Genomic DNA, 19,747 nt, shown 5'->3' with positions numbered 1-19,747 from the left:
AGTCATGAGCAATAAAATATTATTAGTCTCCTTTTTATTTATACTCTTCCTTTCATCCTGTGGAAAGATGTATGACAACCTGGAAAAGTACGCGGGTGAAATTGTATACCCAGGCAAATTTGACACCATCATTGGAAGGATCGGATACGAACGGGTAGAAATTGATTTAATGAAGGCTGGCAGGATCCCATCTAGTAAGATTAATCTGGGCAAGGCCCTCAAGACCGTAGTAGAATACGACGACAAAAAAATCACCATCGACTCACTGGCATCCTGGATCAATGTAAAGGATCTCAAAATGCCAAAATTGTACAGGTTTAAAGTCTATACGGTCGATGAGTTTGGGAATAAATCGGTTCCGCAGCAAATTGCATTGATTCCTTATACAGCAACTGATTTGTCAAGTCTGGTCGTATCTTCACCCAAAGTCCTGGCTTCACCTTCTTCGGGAGTATTGAGCTGGCCATCCGGACTCTCCTCCATCCTCCTGAATTATTATGGTTTGAAATATACGTATACGGATAAAGGTGGCTTGCAACGTACCGGTGACAGAGGCTCGAATCCGCGTATATTCATGGCTAACCTGAATTCAGGTGAAGCAGCAAATATTGATATTACTTATAAAATCATACCCAAAGTAAATGGCGTTCCCATCCTGGATACCGTTTATTTTCCTCAAAAATTGCAGATAAATATCCCCACCGGATCTACACCATTCACGCCCGTGGAATTGAGCATTCTTAAAGCAAACGGTATAAATACATTCACCGCTGACGCTGTAGCGAACGTGCAGAAATTAACATTCCCGGTGCATACGGCGACCTTGCAGGATATATTCTATTTCTCAGGACTGAAGGAAATTGATTTGACGGGCGGGACATTGTTTGAAATGACTAAAACAAATTATAACCGGAACGGTATTGTAAAGTCTATTGGCGGTGGACCGCTCGTTGCATTTGCCAGAAGAGCGGGCGACATACCTCTTGCCAGTGCGCAATATTTACTGGATCTGCTGGACCTGGGAATGCTGACTAAAGTAAAATATATTCCAAATTCGTTAGGCATCGACCAATTACTGGCTCCATACGCTTCTAGTGGTGTCATCGAGTATGTCGGCAAACCCGACGAAGCCCTGATTCCTCTCCAGCCCTTTTTGTTGGATGGACTTGTTCAGGATAACGCATGGAGGATGAGCCTGGAAGCTCCGGCCCTCACTTACCCCGATGGGGTCGGTCTGCAAAATGTGATAAAGGCAACTGTTCTGGACAGAAGTGGGTCCTTTGTTTTAACCATCCCAAAAGAATACGAATTTGATATTGCGCAGTATAAATTTCTCCGGTTCAAAGTATATGCACCCGCTAAATCCACATTCTCTGGGATTTATGCTCCATTTCAGAGACTATGGCCACGTTTTATGAATTACATGTGGGCATTTAATTCGGAAAGCAGCTTTGGCCAGCAATATTGGGCGCCTAACGCCAACGACTTCTCCATCAACGATAGTCAGCTTCAGGTATGGACCGACATAAAAGTGGATCTTTCTCAGGCCGTGGGTAAACACAACCGGGTTATCGTGCTCAACATCGGCGGAGAGCCGTCGATGAATTTTGGCACGCCGACAGAACCTCTAACTTTTTATTTCGCTAATTTCAGATTTAGCAAAAACTAAAACTCAAAAAGGGATTTGAGAGAATAAATACTCTCAAATCCCGCTTTTATTCCACAATAAAACGCACCCTGATTCTACCATCCTCCGCGTTTAAGGAGCAGACTAGCCGGTCGTTAGTTTTTTTGAGCAGATCGTACGAAAAAGTTCTCGCGCGCAGGATCTCACTGAACAGACTTATACTCATCATCGGTCACAGCCTGCAACCATACTACATTTTCCTCTCCTTTGTAGTTGGTTATCGCGATGTGTACCAAAGCTGTATCGGATGCGGCGCCATGCCAATGTTCCATATTTTCGGGAATGTTCACGACATCTCCTTCCTTCAGCATCCTGGCAGCCTCACCTTTTACCTGGTAAAATCCCCTGCCGGCTGTCACAATCAAGACCTGCCCCCTCGGATGAGTATGCCAATGAGTTCGGGCGCCGGGCTCAAAAACCACGTTAGCAATTGAAAAATCATTGTTCCGGTCGCGGGCCAGCAACGGAGTAACATAAGTGCTTCCCGTAAAATAAGCTGGTAAACCCGGCTGTCCTTTATCAAAATGACTGTCGACGAAGTTACCCATATAAATTTCTTTTAAATTACTGAAACCAATTCCCGGCTGGTCGCGCCCGATGCGCGGCCCCCGAATAACTCAAATCCCTGTTCTGGCTTCCAGTTCCGGCGGATATCGATCTCCTGCAATCGGGATCTGATCCAGTACCTGATTTATTTCATCCACCTCTTGTTTACCCAACCCCACACCCACCGACTCAATATTTTCTATCAGCCGATGAACTTTTGTGGTCCCGGGAATTGGAACGATCCATGGTTTTTGAGCCAGTATCCAGGCCAGGGCAATCTGAGCGGCTGTCGTATTTTTTCTGACAGCCAATTCCTTTAGTAGCCCAACCAAAACTTGGTTTGCAGCAATATTCTCCGGACTAAACCGCGGCACTTTACTGCGAAAATCGTGGTCATCAAATCTGGTGCCGCTGCCAATATTCCCTGTTAGAAAACCCTTTCCAAGCGGACTGAAAGGTACAAAGCCGATACCCAACTCCTCCAGAACTGGCATTAATTCCCGTTCAGGCTTGCGCCACCAAAGAGAGTATTCGCTTTCCACGGCTGTTACCGGTAGCACCGCGTGCGCCCTGCGAATAGTCTGTACGCCTGCCTCTGAAAGCCCCCAATACCTTATTTTACCTTCCTGAATCAGGTCTTTGATAGTTCCGGCAACTTCTTCTATGGGCGTTCCGGAATCTACTCTGTGCTGATAATAAAGATCAATGTAATCAGTCCGGAGTCTTTTGAGGGAACCTTCCAGCGAGGCCCTGATCCGGGCAGGATTACTGTCTTGTACCTGCTGTCCATCCACAAGCTTGATCCCGAACTTGGTCGCGATCACCACCTCACCCCTAAAGGGAGCCAGCGCCTCACCTAACAGCGTTTCATTGGTGAACGGCCCGTACATTTCTGCCGTATCAAAAAAATTGATCCCCTTTTCTACTGCTGTGCGAATCATTCGAATCATTTCCTGGTTGTCGGACGCAGGACCGTATCCATAACTCATACCCATACAACCAAGCCCGATAGCTGAAACTTCGGGGCCGCTTTTACCCAGTTTCCGTTTCTGCATATTCATATATATATCGTTTTTTAGCTTGAATAGATTATAGCAAGACCAGGACAAATTTACCAACCCTAAATAAAAATCACTTTTATTTTTCATGCCCGTGCCGCCCGGATCTCTCCTGCTCGATCCATTTCATGACCGCATCCATCTTATAGTCTCTGCTTTCCTTAATCGCATCAATAGAAGGACCGGCATAACGCTCAGGCCTGACGCCACTTCCGTCATGGGGCAGATCTTTATCGACCACCAACCGGAATAACGGTAATCGAAAACGGACGCCCGTCAAAGGCAGCGTAACGTCCGGGATCAGCCATGCTGAATTCCCGTAAGCAGCCCCTCCGGATTGCTCACCGGCAATTACAACATTTGCCTGTGACCGGAGAGCGGTCATCACCAGCGTGGAAGCCGAAAAGGATTGCCCTCCGCTCAAAATAAATACCTGGCCGCTGAAATGATGCCTTTTCAAAGGTTTAAAGAAATGATTTTCGTAATAAGCAAAGTGAAAATGCCCGTCAGTCCTGCGTCTCGTGACCAGGTTCAGGAATATCCTGATCCAGAAATCATTTTTAATACAGGAACTGCAGGCAGATCGCCGGCTAACGGCATACAGCGAATCGCTGATCTTAAACGGTTTGTCTGTGATATATCGGGTCAGGCGGTTGGAATGGCTTACCCGGCCACCACCATTCAACCGGAGATCTAAGATCAGGTTGTTGATGTGCTGGTTTTCCAGCGACCTGAACGACTGACGAAAAAATTTGCCCAATTGCAACTTCGAAGAAAAGCTGTTCAGCTCCATCACTGCATAGCGCCCTGCAGCGTCCGTTTTCAGCGATCTTTGTTGCTGCAATTTCTCAGCTTTAGACTTCGGGCTCTCCAATTTCTTTTTATGTTTTTTTTCTTCCGGCTGTGCATCGCGCCTGAGGGTGAGGGGCCTGACCAACACACTTTCCGCCGCGCCGGCTTCATTCCTGTAAGACAACCGGAAAGCCTCTTTCCAGCCAAAAAGCGTAATATACAATGCCCCGAAATTAGTACCCAGACTCAGCAATTGATTCCGGGCTACAGAATTATTCCCGTCCGCACTGATGTACTGATACATGGTATCCAGCAATGCGCGGACAGGGATACCGTCCAAAGAATCTATGAGCGTACCCCGTTTGAGTCGGGTTTCACGGGTAGACCTGTTTTGAACAACTACCATTGTATCTTCCCAGATCTTTACGCTGAGCGGAAAGAGAGAATGAACTTCCCGCCGTTCCGCATACCTCGTGTATTTCTTTGAGGCCATTACGGTCGTGTGTCCGCATTGAATAGCTGCTGTAGCTTTCACCAAATGCTTCCGGAATTCGGCTTCCGTCATACTGTCGCTCAGGGCTTGCCGGGTCTCGCTCCAGGTGTGTTCCAGGGCGGATCTGGGCGTGTACCAATAGAGTGAGGGATGCCGCTCCTCCAGGATCTGCCGGTAGAGATCAAAATCCTGCATCATTTCCTGAGGGCTGAATTTGCGCCCCGGGTTGAAAGTCTTTTTGGATGAGGCACAGGCTGTCAGGAGGAGGACTAACCCCAAACCTGCCGCCAAACCTGTAAATCGCAGTCCCATAGTGTTCCCGATATGGTGTTTTAAGACGGCCAAAGCCCCGGGCACAATACGCTGAAATGCAAAATACTATCTGCCCCGAAACTGGAAACTACGGGCGTTTAGTAACCCGTTATTTCAGGTGGTTCCACCCCTGCGCCGTCAGTGGATATTTGCTGCCCCCCTTCGTGATTATATGTTCTCCTTCGCTGATTTCGGTCATATACCCCACCACAGCGATGCCTGCATGCTGTGAAACTTTGTCATAATCGGCCTGGGAAATAGTAAAAAGCAATTCGTAGTCCTCTCCACCGCTCAGCGCACAGGCAGTAGGATCCAACTCAAATTTAAAAGCGGCTTTACGGGTGTCCTCCGCTATCGGTATTTTTTCTTCATATAGTATACAGCCCAGATTGCTGTCGCGGCAAAGATGCAACAGGTCCGAACTGAGTCCGTCGCTGATATCAATCATAGAGGTTGGCCGAAGTTTCTGTTCTGCAAAGAACCCGACAATATCGTTCCTTGCCTCCGGCTTCAACAGGCGCCCAATCACATACTCCTCCTGTTCAAGATCCGGTTGAATTTTAGGGTTTTCCAGAAATATTTTTCGTTCCCGTTCGAGGAACAGCAATCCCAGGTAGGCGGCGCCCAGATCGCCGCTCACACAGATCAGATCACCTTGCTGTGCAGTACTGCGTTTTACGAAATTGTCGGGTGCCACTTCGCCAAGAGCTGTAACTGAAATAACAAAACCTTTTTGTGAAGTGGTTGTGTCGCCCCCAACCATATCCACTCCATAAGCCCGGCAAGCGGCATACACCCCCTCATAAAATTCTTCCAGTGCTTCCAGGCTAATCCGGTTGCTTACACCCAGGCTCAGGGTTATTTGGGTAGGGACCGCATTCATCGCGTACACATCGCTCAGGTTCACAACAACCGCTTTATACCCCAGGTGCTTCAGAGGTGAGTACATAAGGTCGAAATGAACCCCTTCCAGCAACAGGTCGGTCGTAACCACTGTCTGCCGGCCAAAGAAATCCATGACGGCAGCATCATCCCCGACACCCACCAGCGTGGACGCCTGTTGCAATTCGATATTTCTGGTGAGATGATCAATCAAACCGAATTCCCCCAGTTCCGAAAGTTCTGTCCTATTACTCATGTCTTGTAATATAACTTAATAAAATCACCAAGTAGTGATAATCATTGGTTAATAATGTTCACCAGCTGATCGTGAATCAGCCCGTTGGTGGCCACCATTCCATGCTGGTAAACTGAATAATCGTTTCCCTTCAGATCCGTAACCTTACCCCCCGCTTCACGTACGATCAGGCTGCCGGCTGCGCTATCCCAGGCTTCCAGCTTGTGCTCGTAAAATCCGTCGAATCGGCCACATGCAACCCAGCAGAGATCCAGGGCAGCCGAACCCATCCGTCTTACCGGCACTCCTTCCCTGACGAGACGACCAAAAACTTCCAGGGGACCGTTGGGTTGATTGATATACTGATAGGGGAACCCGGTAACCAGGCAGGAGCTCATGGCATCTTCTTCCCTGCTGACCCTGATCGGCTGGTCGTTCAGGGTTGCCCCCTTATTTTTTTCCGCAAAAAAAAGTTCATTCATGTGTGGGTTAAAAATCATACCCAGGATCATTTCTGACTGGAATTCAACACCAATGGAAACACAGTGAAGGGGAATACCATGTGCGAAATTCACTGTCCCGTCAATCGGATCTACAATCCATTTATACTCAGAATTGCTTGGTAGCTCACCGCTTTCCTCGGTAAGGATAAAATGGTCGGGGAAATTTGTCCGAATGACCTGAATAATCGCTTTTTCAGAGGCGTGGTCGGCTTCGGTGACCAAGTTATTCCTACCCTCTTTGTGAGAGATCGCAAAAGATTGATTAAAAAAACGGCTAATTTCTCCAGCGCCGGCTTTGACGGCCTCGTGCAATACTGATTTTAACATGCCCCAAAGATAGTCATCCCCTATAAAAGACCGGCATCTCCACTTTTATTAGTAGGGACGGAAGTGGTCGCACCCAATTTAAGGAAAAGGTGCTTTTATCCGGATCTTCGATAAAAAATAATCCAAATGTGCCAAATCCGTATATTGCGGACTTTGAAAGACTATTTGTAATTTTAATATTTAGTCATACCGGAAAGTGTCATTATGGCTTCTCTCATCGAAATTAAAATTTCCCGGTCGATAGGATCCGCTTTCAGACTTGGTCAGAGTGATCCGAAGAGCCACCAGCGGAAAGTATTAAAAAAGCTTCTGAAGAAAGCCCGGTTTACCGAGTTTGGTCAGAAATATCATTTCGATCAGGCTTTGATGAGCCAGGATCTTGAAAGAAAGTTTCAATCCCTGGTTCCGGTTCACGACTACAACAAAATCTATAATGAGTGGTGGAAAAAGACGCTCGATGGCGTTCCGGACGTTGCCTGGCCTGGGAAAGTACAATACTATGCGCTGAGTTCGGGTACATCGGAGGCTTCCAGCAAGTATATTCCAATCACCAGGGAGCTGCTCAGGAGCAATACCATAAACTATCTCCGGCAGCTAATGAGCGTTTTCGGATATGAAGAGGCCAACCTGAAGGCGCTTACAAAAGGATTCCTGATGATGGGGGGCGCCACCAACCTTGAAAAAGGAAAGGCGGGGTGGTACGCCGGCGACCTTAGCGGAATACTGGCTAAGAATAAGCCTTTCTGGTTCCAGACCTTTTACAAACCCGGCGGAAGAATTGCTGCAATGAAAGACTGGAATGAAAAACTACATGAAATTGTGGAACACGCGAGAGACTGGGATATCGGATGTATCGTGGGTGTGCCCGCCTGGTGCCAGATGTGCATGGAAATGATCATTGAACACTACAAAGTGAAGAATATTCATGAGATATGGCCGAATTTCGGAGTGTTCGTACACGGCGGGGTGGCTTTTCAACCCTATCGTAAATCCTTTGAAAAATTGCTGGGAAAACCTATTTCCTATGTAGAAAACTATCTGTCAAGCGAAGGGTTTATCGGGTTTAAAATGAAAGAAAAGGCAAAGGGCATGCAACTGATCACCAACAACAATATCTTCTTTGAATTCGTTCCATTTAACAACAAAAATTTCACACCGGAAGGCGAAATAGTGACAAATCCGGAGGCGCTGTTAATTGACGAAGTGGAATGCGGAACAGACTACGCCTTGCTTATAAGCACAAACGCGGGGAGCTGGCGATACCTCCTGGGGGATACAGTTCGCTTCATCAATAAGGAAAACTGCGAAATCATTATTACGGGAAGAACCAAACATTATTTGAGTCTTGTGGGCGAACACCTGAGTGTAGACAATATGAACAGGGCCATTGAAGAGGCCAACGAACAGTTCAATATCTGTATTCCCGAATATACTGTAGCAGGATTTCCTTATGAGAATTTATTTGCTCATAAATGGTATATCGGTACTGACGACAAAGTAAACCCTGAAAAACTCAGGAAGTTTATCGATAACAAACTGAAAGAGATTAATGACGACTATGCCGTTGAAAGGACTAGTGCGCTAAAAGAAGTTTTCCTGGAAGTCTATCCCGAAGCCACTTTTCTGAAATTTCTTGAGCAAAAGGGGAAAATTGGCAGTCAGAGTAAATTCCCCAGGGTTATGAAAGGTAATTTACTGGTGGAATGGCAGCATTTTTTAACTACTAGAAAAATTTAATCACAACCAAAAAAAATCTTCCTTATTTTGTTCTCTTAATTATGACAGAGGCATTACTCAAAGGAATTACCCTGGGTTTGTTGCTGAGCATAGCAGTAGGGCCTGTTTTATTCTCCGTTATCAGACATAGTATTAATGTGGGTCACAAGGGCGGTTTAGCTTTTGTGGCAGGGGTCTCGGCCAGCGATTTCAGCCTCGCATTCGTGAGCAATGTTTTCTCTGAACTTTTCGCTACGATATCCAGCCATAAACAATTAATTGGCATTACAGGCAGCGTTTTCCTGGTCATCGTAGGCCTTTATTTCATATTCTTCAAAAAGGAGGAATTCAGAGAAAAGGGGAGTACCGCCCCCATTTTATTCCGCCGGCGGGATTACCTGAAACTGTTCCTTTCAGGTTTTTTCATGAATACGCTTAATCCTTCCGTGTTCATCTTCTGGCTTACCGCATCTACTACGTTTATCAATCACACCGTTCAGGAAAGAATCTTACTTTTTTTAACCTGCCTGCTACTGGTGCTCAGTTCAGACGTTACCAAAGTACTACTTGCTAACAAAATCAGAAATAAGCTCACTCCTCATAATATTCACCTGATAAACCGGATAAATGGTATCATTTTGGTAGGTTTTGGATTCGCACTGATTTGGGGATTGATGGTTTATCAATTCCCAAAATGAAAATTATATTCAATATTTTTGAACGGTCTGCTTTATTTAGCAAATGTTAATAGGAAGATTATTTTCAGGAATATGGAAATTGGGCAAGAGGCTGTTTATCTTTTTGCTCATAACGCATTTGCTATATGTAGTCCTGCTGAAATGGGTCGAACCTCCTATTACAATAACCCAGCTTGTCAGCCTTGTAAATGGGAATGGATTGCACCGGAAATATGTCAGCGAAAAACAAATCTCGCCAAACGCCAGGCTGGCCGTAATTGCCGCCGAGGATCAACTCTTCCCCGATCACAATGGATTTGACTGGAAAAGCATTCAGAAAGCGATTGAGTACAATACCCGGAAACCGGGTAGAACCCGTGGCGCCAGCACCATCAGTCAGCAGACCGCTAAAAATGTGTTCCTGTGGCAGGGCAGGAGCTGGACCCGCAAAGGTCTTGAGACTTATTTCACTTTTCTGATCGAAAAGATCTGGGGAAAGAAAAGAATCCTGGAAATTTACCTGAATGTAGCTGAAATGGGTAAGGGGTTGTTTGGCATTGAGCAGGCCGCGCAAACTTATTTCAATAAACCTGCTGCAGACCTGACGGCTTATGAAGCCGCTGCGATAGCCGCAATTTTACCCAACCCGGGAAAATACAAGATCAAGCCGATGTCGCCGTATGTAACGGAAAGAAGCAGAAAGATTATGCAACAGATGAATTTCCTGAAACCCGACCGGGAAATACAGGCAATTATCAACAAATAAATTTAGTTCCGTTATTATATTAATTCCCCCGCGATCAGGCGATTCACCGCATCCCGCGCAATCCGGAACCGCTCGGGGTAATCCCCGCGCACGATTACCCAGGGAGCGCTCTGATTGATTAGCAAATCTTTATATATATCGAATAGCTCGATCCGCGGCCCCGGATCAGGATATTCCCTCAATTCATCTGCAACCCAGGGGAGATCTACATCGCACAACAGATAGAGGTCGTATTTCCGGGAGGCAGCCTCGTTGAGTATGAATGAATGACATCGGCCAAAAACAAACTCTGACCACACCTTCATCACATACATATCCGTATCGATAAACAGCAGTTTCGACTGATCAGGCCCGTACACTGGCGCAGCCGGATCGCCCGACAACTTCTCGGATTGGCTGTCCTCCCTGACCAACTGACCTTTCGCAATCTCCAGCAGATCTTCGTACCCATATGATTTCCCGAATCTGAGTAAATACTCCCTGGCATATTCAGGCACCCATAAGGTCCTAAACTCCTCCGCCAGCAACTCCGATAATGTGCTCTTTCCCGTACTTTCCGGTCCTATTATGACGATTTTTTTAAGCATATGTGTTATTTTCCGAGGCTTTTCGCCGCCATTCCGCCAGTCCCCAAAAAGCCATGAATAACAAGATCAGGTAATACACACTGGTAAAAACAAGACCTTTGACAAAATAAAGCGGAATCGAACAAATATTCGTTGCGATCCACCAATACCAGCTCTCCACTTTCTTTTTTGCCATCAGCCACATGGCGGTATATGCGGTAGAAGATGCCAGAGCATCTGCCCACGGAATAGCCCCCGATGCAAATGCTTCCTTCAGAAAAGTCAGTGATATGAATATGACTACGTAGAAAAAACCGCAAAACAATAACTGATAGAACCATTCGCGACTTGTAGAATATTTGACGGTCACGACGTGACGGTGCTCCCGGTCCCTTTTTGCCCACAAAATCCACCCGTAGAAACTGACGACAGTGTAGTACAAGTTCACCGACGCCTCCCCCAGCAAATGGTATTTGAAGCTTAAGTATACGTAAATGATCGTGTTTGCAAGCCCCGTCGGATACACCAGTATATTCTCCTTTCGACTGAACCACACGCTGATGATACCCGAGAAAACCGCGATATATTCCAGTAAGGAAGTATTCAGTAATCCCTCATAAAATGCATGAAAAATCTGGTCGGACGTCAATATTTATTTTTTCAAAAATAAGGAATCAGCTTCTTAAACTTCCCAAATGATCCTGGTTGTAGTATTGCCGGACAGTTCGGGGCGCTCATTCGGACAACCGCGGAAATATGAAAACTGCCATTCGGTTTCCTGACTAATATCATAGTTTACAAGCCTGTTTTGCGGGCAGGTATTTTTAACTTTGTAGATCTTATCGATTCACATAAAAACTAACGAAATGACCTCCATCGTTGTTAGTCTGTTTGTCATCCCGGCAATTGTCAGCCTGGTTATTTTGATCCTCCCCAGAGCCCTGGTGAGAATTACCACGATACTGGCAACGGTCGTGATTTCGTCGCTTTCGCTGTATTTGTATATCTATGCAGGCAATGGTGTTTTGCGTTTCTCAGCGCCTTCTTATCTGGATACCATCGTGCTGATAGTAGACTTTATGCTGCTGGCATATATACTCTTTCAGGGTATCATGCAGCGAAATGTACTCGTCTGGTCGCTGGCGCTGGTCCAGGGCGGACTGCTGGCTTATTTATCCGGCCATATGCCGCATGAAGGCGCCATGCAGTTTTACGTGGATAAACTGAGTATCTTCATGTTCCTCCTGGTGAATGTGATCAGTGGGGTCATCGCCATCTATTCATTAAAATACATTGAAGACGAAAATTGCAGCAATTTTCGCCGGAAGTATTTCATGTCGACCATTTTCTGGTTCATGGCTGCTATGAACCTGCTTGCAGCCGCGGATAACATGGAGTATTTCTACCTGTTTTTTGAACTGACCACGCTCGCATCCTACTTATTTATCCGGTTCCGAAAAGACAAAGAATCAAAAGAAAATGCACTAACGGCCCTCTGGATGAACCAGATCGGTGGGCTGGCTATACTTGGGGCTATCGCTTACACGATTTTCACCCCGGCGTATGGCATTCCGTCCATGAGTGACCTCATTTCCAAGGCTCCCGCTGTTGGCGTAATGATGCCTTTTGCCCTTCTCGCAGTTGCCGCACTGGTAAAAGGCGCTCAATACCCCTTCAGCAAGTGGCTGATTGGCGCAATGGTAGCCCCTACGCCTGTAAGCGCGCTACTGCACTCATCAACCATGGTAAAGATTGCACCCTTCCTGATTTTGAGGATGGTGCCCGCAATTAAAGGTACTCCGGTTGCCACGGTTATCATGTGCCTGGCAGCCTTTGTATTCATTGCCGCGGCGATTGGCGCACTGGCCCAGGATACCTTCAAGAAAATACTGGCCCACTCAACCATCGCACTTCTCGCGTTGATGATCCTGATGGGTGCGATCGGCACTCCGGTCGCCGTAACAGCTGCGCTGATGCTGATCGTGTTTCACGGACTTTCAAAATGTATGCTCTTCCTCGATGCAGGAATACTCGAAAATGTATTTCATCTGAAGAAAACCAGCGATATGTCGAAGTTGGGTGATTCAGGTCCATTTACCACCCTGGTTGTAGCCGTAGGTTTCATGTCGTTGCTACTGCCCCCGTTCGGTGCGTTTATTGGGAAATGGTTCAGCATCGAAACAATCGGTACGGTAGCACCCACTTTTAAACTCGCTGGGGCACTGATCCTGGTTGCGATTGCTGGTGGAAGCGCGGTGTTGTCGCTGCTATACTTTAAAGTGCTGGGGGCTATGATATCCAGAAGCGGAGAGCGGGACAAAGTAAACTTTGAAAAATTGGATCCCCTGTATAAAGGTACCCTGAGCTTTCTGCTGGCAACAGTATTACTGTTCACAATAGCTATTCCATGGCTGATCCCGGAGTATTTTGCACCGGTGGCCGAGGACGTGATCCAGGGACCGGTGATTATTTCTCTGGCCGGCCTGGGTATGCTGATCGATAACATACGGCTGCCCATATTACCCATGATTGCAGCATTGATTCTCCTGCCGGTGGGTATCATTGTGGCCATGTATGTCCGCTTCAAGAAAGTAGATCGGGTGAAAGAGTATGCGTGTGGCGAAAAAGTAGATTATAATTTTTCATCTTTCTATTTTTCTACCGATAAGGCTGATCCCTGGTTTGTGCTTACCGGCATCTTGTTCTTTGCCGCTATTTTACTGACGGGATATTTTACTTAATTTAAAGTATTTCAAATGAATCATTTGCTTGTTCAGATTATACTCATCGTCCTGGCGCCTGTGATCGGGGGATTGATCTACGGCCTGGAAAGAATTGTCCGGGCCCGTATGCAGCGCCGGATAGGCCCGCCGCTGCTGCAACCTTTTTACGACTTCCTGAAGTTGCTGGACAAACGCAGGATGCTGGTACATAGCACCCACGCCTTCCTGGGCCTCGTGCATTTTCTTGCCCTTTGGGTGGCCGTAGCCTTGCTAATTCTGGGCGGCGATTTTATCCTGATTATATTCCTGCACTTGTTGTCTTCAGCCGTGATCATCCTTGCAGGATTCAGTACACGCTCCATTTTCAGCCACCTGGGCGCAAACAGAAGCGCCATCAGCATCCTGGCCTATGAACCTGTGCTGGTGATCATAGCTATTTCGGCATATTTACTAACAGGAAGTTTTGAGGTGTCCGCGCTGTATGCCAGCCCCATTCCCATATTGTATAAAATGCCGCTCGCTTTTGTTGCGCTGTTGCTGGTACTGCCGGTGAAGCTGAAAAAGTCGCCGTTTGATGTAGCTGAAGCGCACCAGGAAGTGGTGGGAGGTGTAGAACTGGAATTTTCCGGTATTTTTTACGAAGCTATTTATACGGCCAAATGGCTGGACTACGTATTCTGCTACCTGCTGGTTTTCCTTTTTGGGGGCGCCAATATCTGGTTTGGACTTCTGCTGGTAGCGCTCACTTTTCTGTATATCAACGCGCTCGACAATTCCAGTGCCAGAGTGAATTATAAACAGATGGTCCGTTTTTGCCTGTGGGTAGCGCTGCCACTGGCTTTCGTAAATCTGATCCTGACGATGTTCGGAATGTTTTGATATCGTTAAAAAAACAAGATTAAGTATCAACGATGAAACTCAACAAATTCAGAAAAAAATCTCCCTGGATCCTGCACTATAACGCAGGGGGTTGCAATGGTTGCGATATTGAGATACTGGCCTGCCTTGGCCCCAAATATGATATCGAAAGATTTGGGATGATCAATTCCGGCAACCCCAAACAGGCCGATATCATGCTGGTCACCGGACCAGTGACCAAGCGGTCCCGCGAACGGCTGGTAGATATCTACTCCCAGATGCCGGAACCCAAAGTAGTCGTGGCCTGTGGGAGCTGTACCTGCACGGGAGGTGTATTCCGCGGTATGTATAACGTAGAAGGTGGTGTGGATCAGTATATCCCGGTTGATGTTTATGTACCTGGCTGCGGTTGCCGCCCTGAACAAATCATCGCAGGTGTGGTGGAAGCACTCGCCAAACTGGAGCAGAAAACTAAAGACAGGGAAAAGTCGATCAAACTCGACGGTGAAGCGGTTCTGTATGACGAGCAGGTAAACCGCAGAAAAGTGGCTGAAACCATACCGGACAATGAACCGGCGATATTTGGTTGAACAATCGACTTTCGTTTCAGGCAGGATATTGTAACTGTAGTAAAGCCAGTCCCCCGCCGCCCAGAGAGTCTGATAAAGTTAAAAACTTAAATTATGAACCGCAGAGAGACCAGTTTCGAGAACCTTAAGCAGGACATTGCAGCTTTTTACAGGCCCGATGCCCATCACTTCATCACCATGAACGGTGTTGATCTGGGCAACGACGAAATAGAATATCAATGGTTCTTTTGTGACTACGCATTTCCCTGCTCGGCTACCGTTTTCGTAGCCAAAGCACCGGCAGCGCAAACCGTCCCCAGCATCCGCGAAGTAGTGGCCCCGGCCTGGGTACCGGAAGCTGAGCTTACAGATTTACTGGGTGTGAATATCGAAGGCGCCGATAAAGGTTTTATGCTGGATGTAGACGCCGATCCTGCTCCATTAAGAAAAAAGAAAAAATAATTATGGCTACCCAATACAATATTCCGGTGGGCGCACAGCATATTGCATTGCTGGAACCCTTGCACTTCAAGTTCACCACGGAAAACGAAAAGATCATTAAGGCAGAAGCCAACGTAGGCTATGTTCATCGCGGTATTGAACAGGCATGCTGTACCAAATTTAAATTCAGGCAGGTAAGCTTTGTCGTTGGCCGGGTGTGTGGCTTATGCTCGATCTCACATACCACCTGCTACTCACAGGTCGCTGAGAAACTGATGAAGCTGGATATTCCCAGGAAGGCAAAATACCTGCGGATGCTTGTTGTTGAGCTCGACAGGATACACTCGCACCTGCTTTGCTTGTCGCATGTAGCCGAAAACTCCGGCTTTGAAGCCTTGTTCATGAAGACCATGCAGTACCGCGAATTTGCCATGGAATTGCTCGAAGCTGTCTGCGGAAACCGCATCCAATACGACTTTTCAATCGTCGGTGGCGTAACAAGGGATCTGCGAACTGATGTGGCAAAAACGATCCTGGAGAAATTGAAAATATTCAGACCGCAACTGGATGAGCTCGTGGATATCTACAGTAACAACCTTACTCTTGGATTGAAAAACAAAGGTGTGGGTAAGCTCACGCGTGAAGATGCCATGCGGCTTTGTGTTGTGGGCCCTTTTGCCCGGGCTGCCGGCCTGGCTATCGATGTAAGAAATGAAACCGAGGACCTGCTGCCCTGGAAAGAAGCGGGCTTTGAAATGGTAACTGATACAGCAGGCGATGTGTACGCACGGAACCTGGTCAGACTCAGAGAGATCTACGTCTCAATGAAGATCATTGAAAACGTAATCCATGGATTGCCGGAGGGAGATATCGCGGTTGATTTTAAAGGGTTCCCTGATGGTGAAGCCATCAACCGTCTGGAAGCACCAAGAGGTGAACTTTTCTATTACGCGAGGGGCAACAAAACACAGATCCTGGAAAGGCTGAAGATCAAAGCGCCGACCTTTTCAAACGTTCCGGTTATGGTTCATTGCTTCGCGGGAAATGAATATGCCAGTGCTCCAGCGATTATTGGCTCTTATGATCCATGCCTGTCCTGCACGTCCAGGTAACTTAAAGGAATAGAATATTTGGAGTTGCGATCATTGAAAAATAAAATGCGACTACCAGAAAGACAAAAAATATTGAGATGAAAAGTTTTTTTAGCGCCCTTGGAAATTTATTCAAAAAGCCGGTAACCACCAGGTATCCGTTTGAACCCACTTTCAAGCCGGATGATTACAGGGGTCTGATCGCTTTTGAAGAATCGCTCTGTATCTGGTGCCGGAAATGTGAAATGGCCTGCCCTCCGGGGGCGATCGTATTTTCGCAGGATTTAAATACTGGTAAACAAACGTATCATTACAGCCCGTATGTGTGCATTTACTGTAAGGAATGTGTGAGAGCCTGCCCCGCTCCGGGCGCCCTGTTGCAAACGGCTGAACCCGGCCCTCCGGGTTTGAAAGAACAAGATGTAAATAACAGTTGGAACAGACTATTCAGCGAAGCCCTTGAAAGCAGGGCGGCTTACACGGCAGAAAAAAAGAGAAAACAGGCCGAAGAAAAAGAAGCACAGGCAAAAGCCCGTGCAGCCGCTGAATCATTTAAAATTACCGGACGAAAAGAAGAAGGTCAAAATCCGGAGTTGGCCTGATCATACAGACTCAACATATACACTTGTCGCACGATCTCCGTTTAGTGACTATTGACCTCAGGGGCAAAACCAGGCTACTGACAACATTGGCAGATAAAATTATTGCTATCAAAGGCATTCATTATGGTAAACTGGTGCTTGCCGAACTAAGCGAAACAAAGGGAAAGCCGCATACCCATACAAAATAAATATCATGTCACAGGAATTAACTATTTTATTAATCACAACAGTATCCATCGGATTTCTTCATACCATAACCGGACCGGATCACTATCTTCCTTTTATTGTCATCTCAAAAGCCCGGAATTGGCGGATGCGAAAGACTATTACCTTCACGGCTTTGTGCGGACTCGGTCACGTGGGAAGTTCCGTGGTGCTGGGCCTGATTGGTATCTTCTTTGGTATTGCTATCCATAAAATTGAACTGATGGAGGGCGTCCGGGGAAGCATCATCTCTTATATTTTTACGGTATTCGGATTGCTCTACCTGATCTGGGGTATTAAGCGCGCGTATAAGAACCGGCCGCATACCCATCTGCACATGCATAGCGATGGTTCCGTACACCAACACGTGCACACACATACCAACGAACACAGCCATGTACACACAGACGATTCAAAAATTAATCTCACCCCCTGGATATTGTTTACTATTTTCGTATTCGGCCCATGCGAACCGCTGATTCCATTGGTTATGTACCCTGCTGCGAAAAATCACATGGGTGACCTCGTCTTGGTCACGGTGATTTTCTCACTGGTTACAATATCTACCATGATCGCCATGGTATTGCTGGCGACATACGGGTTCAAATTTGTTCCGATGAAATTCATGGAAAAATTCAGCCATGCTATTGCTGGCGGGACTATTTTTATGTGTGGGCTGGGTATGCTGTTCCTTGGCCTGTGATTCACTAATAATTTGTCTTAGAACCCATCCTTTCCAATGGTGCCGACCGGCAACGTTTACGCAAATCGGCCGATTCGGAGTGGCATCCGGTCAGTAATTTCGTGTATGTTTATGGGCCCTTTTACGGACTAATGCATATTCAAATCAACAAAACATGAAGCGATTCTTAATCTTAACTATCTCAGGTACTATCTTTCACATCAGTGTGAACGCACAGGAAATCAATAAACCCACCAACCAGGACACTATTGCATTAGAAGAAGTTGTCGTTACAGGTTCCCGGTTCGAAACTTCAAAGAAAGTAGTTCCCTTTTCGGTTTCGCAGATCAACCGGCAGGAAATCGAAAATACTGGGCAGATCAATATACTTCCTGTCCTCAACGATTATGTGCCCGGCGTTTTTGTCACAGAGCGAAATATCTTAGGATTCGGCGTAGCAACCGGCGGATCCGGCGGTATCAATATCCGTGGAATTGGCGGTTCACCAAATACCGGTGTTCTCGTACTGATCGACGGGCACCCGCAGTTTCAGGGAATATTCGGTCATCCCCTTGCCGATGCCTATGTCGCATCAGATGTCCAAAAAGTAGAGATTATCAGAGGGCCTGCATCAGTACTCTATGGAACCAATGCGATGGGCGGCGTCGTGAATATCATCACCCGTAAAAATGAGAAGAATGGATTCAATGGCAGTCTGGGAGGCTCTTACGGATCCTATAACACCCAAAAATATTATGGTACGGCTGGTTACCGTGGAAAGAAATGGGATGTTTACGCTTCCCTGAATCACGACAGGACCGATGGCATCAGAGAAAATACTGATTTCAATATCACTAATGGCTACACTAAACTCGGATATCAGATCAATGATCATTTCAGTTTGATGGCCGATCTGATGATTGCCAAATATGACGCTAACGACAACGGTCCGGTTTTTAAGCCCGCCGCTTTTCATATTGATATTTTAAGGGGAAAGACTTCCTTCTCGCTGATCAATAAATTCGAAAAATCAGAAGGGGCTTTAAAACTGTATCATAATTTCGGGGACCATGATCTTTCAGACGGTTTCAAATCAAGCGACAGAAACTCAGGGATCATGCTTTACCAGACACTGCGGCTATTTAAAGGTAACTCATTAACTATTGGTACAGATCTGAAACAATATGGAGGTAAAGCGAATACCGGTGTTGCAAGGGACAGCCTCAAAACCGTCAATGAGATTGCAGGTTATGTTTACACGCAGCAAACACTGGCCCGTATTCTCACGCTTAGCGGTGGCATCCGGGCAGAACACAACAGCGTTTGGGGCGGGCAATGGATTCCTACCGTCGGCGCAGCAGTGAGCCCGAACAACCGGACTACCTTCAAAGCAACTGTTGCGAAGGGTTTCAGGAGTCCTACGATTATGGAGATGTATTTGTATGCACCTAACCCTGAGCTGAAGCCTGAGCAAATGGTCAGCTATGAGCTAAGCTGGCTGCAGCAATTATTGAACAACCGGCTGAAGCTGGAACTGACGGGTTACACCGCCAATGGCACGAACCTGATCCAGGTTGCGGGCATACCGCCGAAGATGAAACGGCAGAACCTGGGGACATTCGCCAATAGAGGGATTGAATTTGCAGCCAACTATTTTCCCATAAACAACCTGCACCTGCATGCAAATTATAACTACCTGCACCAGGAAAAAATCACCCTGGCGGCGCCGCGGCAGCAATTTAATGTAAATGGAAATTACAATTATAAGATCTGGACTTTCTTTACCGGACTGCAATACATCGACAAGCTGCATAGTAACCTGAATCCGGAAATAATCAATTCGTATGCCCTGCTTAATGCCCGTGTGGGTGTGACACCTTTCAAAAAGATCAGTTTGTTCGTAGCCGGCAATAATTTACTGGACAGGAAATATGAGATTAACTACGGGTACCCAATGCCAGGTATCAATATTTCCGGTGGCATCAATGTTGGATTTTAAGCCACTTGGTGATATTTT

The 19,747-nt window shown here is 46.6% G+C and carries 20 protein-coding genes; 13 read left to right on the top strand and 7 right to left on the bottom strand.

All coding sequences use genetic code 11. From position 1 onward, the window contains the following. Nucleotides 1-4: 4 nt before the first annotated feature. Nucleotides 5-1,669: a DUF4998 domain-containing protein gene (locus tag AC3WS5_RS03280; protein WP_492465780.1), complete on the top strand. Its 1,665-nt coding sequence runs from the start codon at nt 5-7 to the stop codon at nt 1,667-1,669. A 161-nt stretch (nt 1,670-1,830) separates the two neighbouring features. Here the strand turns inward: AC3WS5_RS03280 and AC3WS5_RS03275 are convergent, their stop codons facing one another. From AC3WS5_RS03275 to AC3WS5_RS03255, 5 genes are all read right to left on the bottom strand, one after another. Beyond that, nucleotides 1,831-2,235, bottom strand: a complete 405-nt coding sequence (locus tag AC3WS5_RS03275; RefSeq protein ID WP_492465778.1) for a (R)-mandelonitrile lyase — start codon at nt 2,233-2,235, stop codon at nt 1,831-1,833. Between the two features lie 69 nt (nt 2,236-2,304). Beyond that, a complete protein-coding gene (locus AC3WS5_RS03270) occupies nt 2,305-3,294 on the bottom strand; it encodes an aldo/keto reductase (protein ID WP_492465777.1) in 990 nt (329 codons plus the stop codon). Nucleotides 3,295-3,370: 76 nt separating this feature from the next. Next, nucleotides 3,371-4,888, bottom strand: coding sequence for a S41 family peptidase (locus AC3WS5_RS03265; RefSeq protein WP_492465776.1), 1,518 nt, complete (start codon nt 4,886-4,888; stop codon nt 3,371-3,373). Nucleotides 4,889-4,997: 109 nt separating this feature from the next. Continuing rightward, complete coding sequence (gene thiL, locus AC3WS5_RS03260) at nt 4,998-6,026, bottom strand: thiamine-phosphate kinase (protein ID WP_492465775.1); 1,029 nt, start codon at nt 6,024-6,026, stop codon at nt 4,998-5,000. 41 nt (nt 6,027-6,067) lie between these two features. Continuing rightward, nucleotides 6,068-6,835, bottom strand: coding sequence for an inositol monophosphatase family protein (locus AC3WS5_RS03255; RefSeq protein ID WP_492465774.1), 768 nt, complete (start codon nt 6,833-6,835; stop codon nt 6,068-6,070). 204 nt (nt 6,836-7,039) lie between these two features. On the opposite strand from AC3WS5_RS03255, the gene AC3WS5_RS03250 reads away from it, so the two are divergent. The 3 genes from AC3WS5_RS03250 to mtgA are packed head-to-tail and all read left to right on the top strand — an operon-like array spanning nt 7,040 to nt 9,994. Continuing rightward, a complete protein-coding gene (locus AC3WS5_RS03250) occupies nt 7,040-8,572 on the top strand; it encodes a GH3 family acyl-acid amido synthetase (RefSeq protein ID WP_492465773.1) in 1,533 nt (510 codons plus the stop codon). 41 nt (nt 8,573-8,613) lie between these two features. Beyond that, nucleotides 8,614-9,249: a LysE family translocator gene (locus AC3WS5_RS03245; protein ID WP_492465772.1), complete on the top strand. Its 636-nt coding sequence runs from the start codon at nt 8,614-8,616 to the stop codon at nt 9,247-9,249. A 43-nt stretch (nt 9,250-9,292) separates the two neighbouring features. Then, nucleotides 9,293-9,994, top strand: a complete 702-nt coding sequence (gene mtgA, locus AC3WS5_RS03240; protein WP_492465771.1) for a monofunctional biosynthetic peptidoglycan transglycosylase — start codon at nt 9,293-9,295, stop codon at nt 9,992-9,994. A gap of 14 nt (nt 9,995-10,008) precedes the next feature. On the opposite strand, the gene AC3WS5_RS03235 is transcribed toward mtgA, so the two are convergent. Further along, entirely contained in the window at nt 10,009-10,581 is a 573-nt protein-coding gene (locus AC3WS5_RS03235; protein WP_492465770.1) for an AAA family ATPase, read from the bottom strand. After that, nucleotides 10,574-11,209: a nicotinamide riboside transporter PnuC gene (pnuC, locus tag AC3WS5_RS03230; RefSeq protein WP_492465769.1), complete on the bottom strand. Its 636-nt coding sequence runs from the start codon at nt 11,207-11,209 to the stop codon at nt 10,574-10,576. Before pnuC ends, AC3WS5_RS03235 begins: the two co-directional genes overlap by 8 nt. 217 nt (nt 11,210-11,426) lie before the next feature. Here pnuC and AC3WS5_RS03225 point away from each other — a divergent pair, with 217 nt between their 5' ends. The 9 genes from AC3WS5_RS03225 (at nt 11,427) to AC3WS5_RS03185 (ending at nt 19,729) form a co-directional block, all read left to right on the top strand. Further along, entirely contained in the window at nt 11,427-13,301 is a 1,875-nt protein-coding gene (locus AC3WS5_RS03225) for a proton-conducting transporter transmembrane domain-containing protein (RefSeq protein ID WP_492465767.1), read from the top strand. A gap of 15 nt (nt 13,302-13,316) precedes the next feature. Then, nucleotides 13,317-14,162 (top strand): NADH-quinone oxidoreductase subunit H, encoded by an 846-nt coding sequence (locus AC3WS5_RS03220; RefSeq protein WP_492465765.1) that lies wholly within the window; start codon nt 13,317-13,319, stop codon nt 14,160-14,162. A 32-nt stretch (nt 14,163-14,194) separates the two neighbouring features. Beyond that, nucleotides 14,195-14,731, top strand: coding sequence for an NADH-quinone oxidoreductase subunit B family protein (locus tag AC3WS5_RS03215; protein WP_492465764.1), 537 nt, complete (start codon nt 14,195-14,197; stop codon nt 14,729-14,731). Between the two features lie 93 nt (nt 14,732-14,824). After that, nucleotides 14,825-15,172: an NADH-quinone oxidoreductase subunit C gene (locus AC3WS5_RS03210; RefSeq protein ID WP_492465763.1), complete on the top strand. Its 348-nt coding sequence runs from the start codon at nt 14,825-14,827 to the stop codon at nt 15,170-15,172. 2 nt (nt 15,173-15,174) lie between these two features. Further along, nucleotides 15,175-16,263, top strand: coding sequence for a hydrogenase large subunit (locus AC3WS5_RS03205; protein WP_492465761.1), 1,089 nt, complete (start codon nt 15,175-15,177; stop codon nt 16,261-16,263). 77 nt (nt 16,264-16,340) lie between these two features. Further along, on the top strand, nt 16,341-16,844 hold the full coding sequence (locus tag AC3WS5_RS03200) for a 4Fe-4S dicluster domain-containing protein (RefSeq protein ID WP_492465759.1): 504 nt from the start codon (nt 16,341-16,343) through the stop codon (nt 16,842-16,844). A 23-nt stretch (nt 16,845-16,867) separates the two neighbouring features. Further along, nucleotides 16,868-17,032 (top strand): hypothetical protein, encoded by a 165-nt coding sequence (locus AC3WS5_RS03195; protein WP_492465758.1) that lies wholly within the window; start codon nt 16,868-16,870, stop codon nt 17,030-17,032. Nucleotides 17,033-17,037: 5 nt separating this feature from the next. After that, nucleotides 17,038-17,751 (top strand): hypothetical protein, encoded by a 714-nt coding sequence (locus tag AC3WS5_RS03190; RefSeq protein WP_492465757.1) that lies wholly within the window; start codon nt 17,038-17,040, stop codon nt 17,749-17,751. Between the two features lie 154 nt (nt 17,752-17,905). Beyond that, the gene (locus tag AC3WS5_RS03185) at nt 17,906-19,729 is read left to right on the top strand and encodes a TonB-dependent receptor plug domain-containing protein (RefSeq protein ID WP_492465756.1); all 1,824 of its coding nucleotides are present in this window, start codon (nt 17,906-17,908) and stop codon (nt 19,727-19,729) included. Nucleotides 19,730-19,747: the final 18 nt, after the last annotated feature.

Source organism: Niabella sp. CPT15-335-S11 (genome assembly GCF_058792415.1).
This window is presented reverse-complemented; position numbering and strand designations above follow the sequence as displayed.

Coding starts and splice junctions, on each gene's coding strand:
- AC3WS5_RS03190 (WP_492465757.1), top strand. CDS start 17,038: ATGTCACAGGAATTAACTATTTTATTAATCACAACAGTATCCATCGGA.
- AC3WS5_RS03185 (WP_492465756.1), top strand. CDS start 17,906: ATGAAGCGATTCTTAATCTTAACTATCTCAGGTACTATCTTTCACATC.
- AC3WS5_RS03215 (WP_492465764.1), top strand. CDS start 14,195: ATGAAACTCAACAAATTCAGAAAAAAATCTCCCTGGATCCTGCACTAT.
- mtgA (WP_492465771.1), top strand. CDS start 9,293: ATGTTAATAGGAAGATTATTTTCAGGAATATGGAAATTGGGCAAGAGG.
- AC3WS5_RS03280 (WP_492465780.1), top strand. CDS start 5: ATGAGCAATAAAATATTATTAGTCTCCTTTTTATTTATACTCTTCCTT.
- AC3WS5_RS03250 (WP_492465773.1), top strand. CDS start 7,040: ATGGCTTCTCTCATCGAAATTAAAATTTCCCGGTCGATAGGATCCGCT.
- AC3WS5_RS03265 (WP_492465776.1), bottom strand. CDS start 4,888: ATGGGACTGCGATTTACAGGTTTGGCGGCAGGTTTGGGGTTAGTCCTC.
- thiL (WP_492465775.1), bottom strand. CDS start 6,026: ATGAGTAATAGGACAGAACTTTCGGAACTGGGGGAATTCGGTTTGATT.
- AC3WS5_RS03275 (WP_492465778.1), bottom strand. CDS start 2,235: ATGGGTAACTTCGTCGACAGTCATTTTGATAAAGGACAGCCGGGTTTA.
- AC3WS5_RS03270 (WP_492465777.1), bottom strand. CDS start 3,294: ATGAATATGCAGAAACGGAAACTGGGTAAAAGCGGCCCCGAAGTTTCA.
- AC3WS5_RS03255 (WP_492465774.1), bottom strand. CDS start 6,835: ATGTTAAAATCAGTATTGCACGAGGCCGTCAAAGCCGGCGCTGGAGAA.
- AC3WS5_RS03225 (WP_492465767.1), top strand. CDS start 11,427: ATGACCTCCATCGTTGTTAGTCTGTTTGTCATCCCGGCAATTGTCAGC.
- AC3WS5_RS03205 (WP_492465761.1), top strand. CDS start 15,175: ATGGCTACCCAATACAATATTCCGGTGGGCGCACAGCATATTGCATTG.
- AC3WS5_RS03245 (WP_492465772.1), top strand. CDS start 8,614: ATGACAGAGGCATTACTCAAAGGAATTACCCTGGGTTTGTTGCTGAGC.
- AC3WS5_RS03200 (WP_492465759.1), top strand. CDS start 16,341: ATGAAAAGTTTTTTTAGCGCCCTTGGAAATTTATTCAAAAAGCCGGTA.
- AC3WS5_RS03220 (WP_492465765.1), top strand. CDS start 13,317: ATGAATCATTTGCTTGTTCAGATTATACTCATCGTCCTGGCGCCTGTG.
- AC3WS5_RS03235 (WP_492465770.1), bottom strand. CDS start 10,581: ATGCTTAAAAAAATCGTCATAATAGGACCGGAAAGTACGGGAAAGAGC.
- AC3WS5_RS03210 (WP_492465763.1), top strand. CDS start 14,825: ATGAACCGCAGAGAGACCAGTTTCGAGAACCTTAAGCAGGACATTGCA.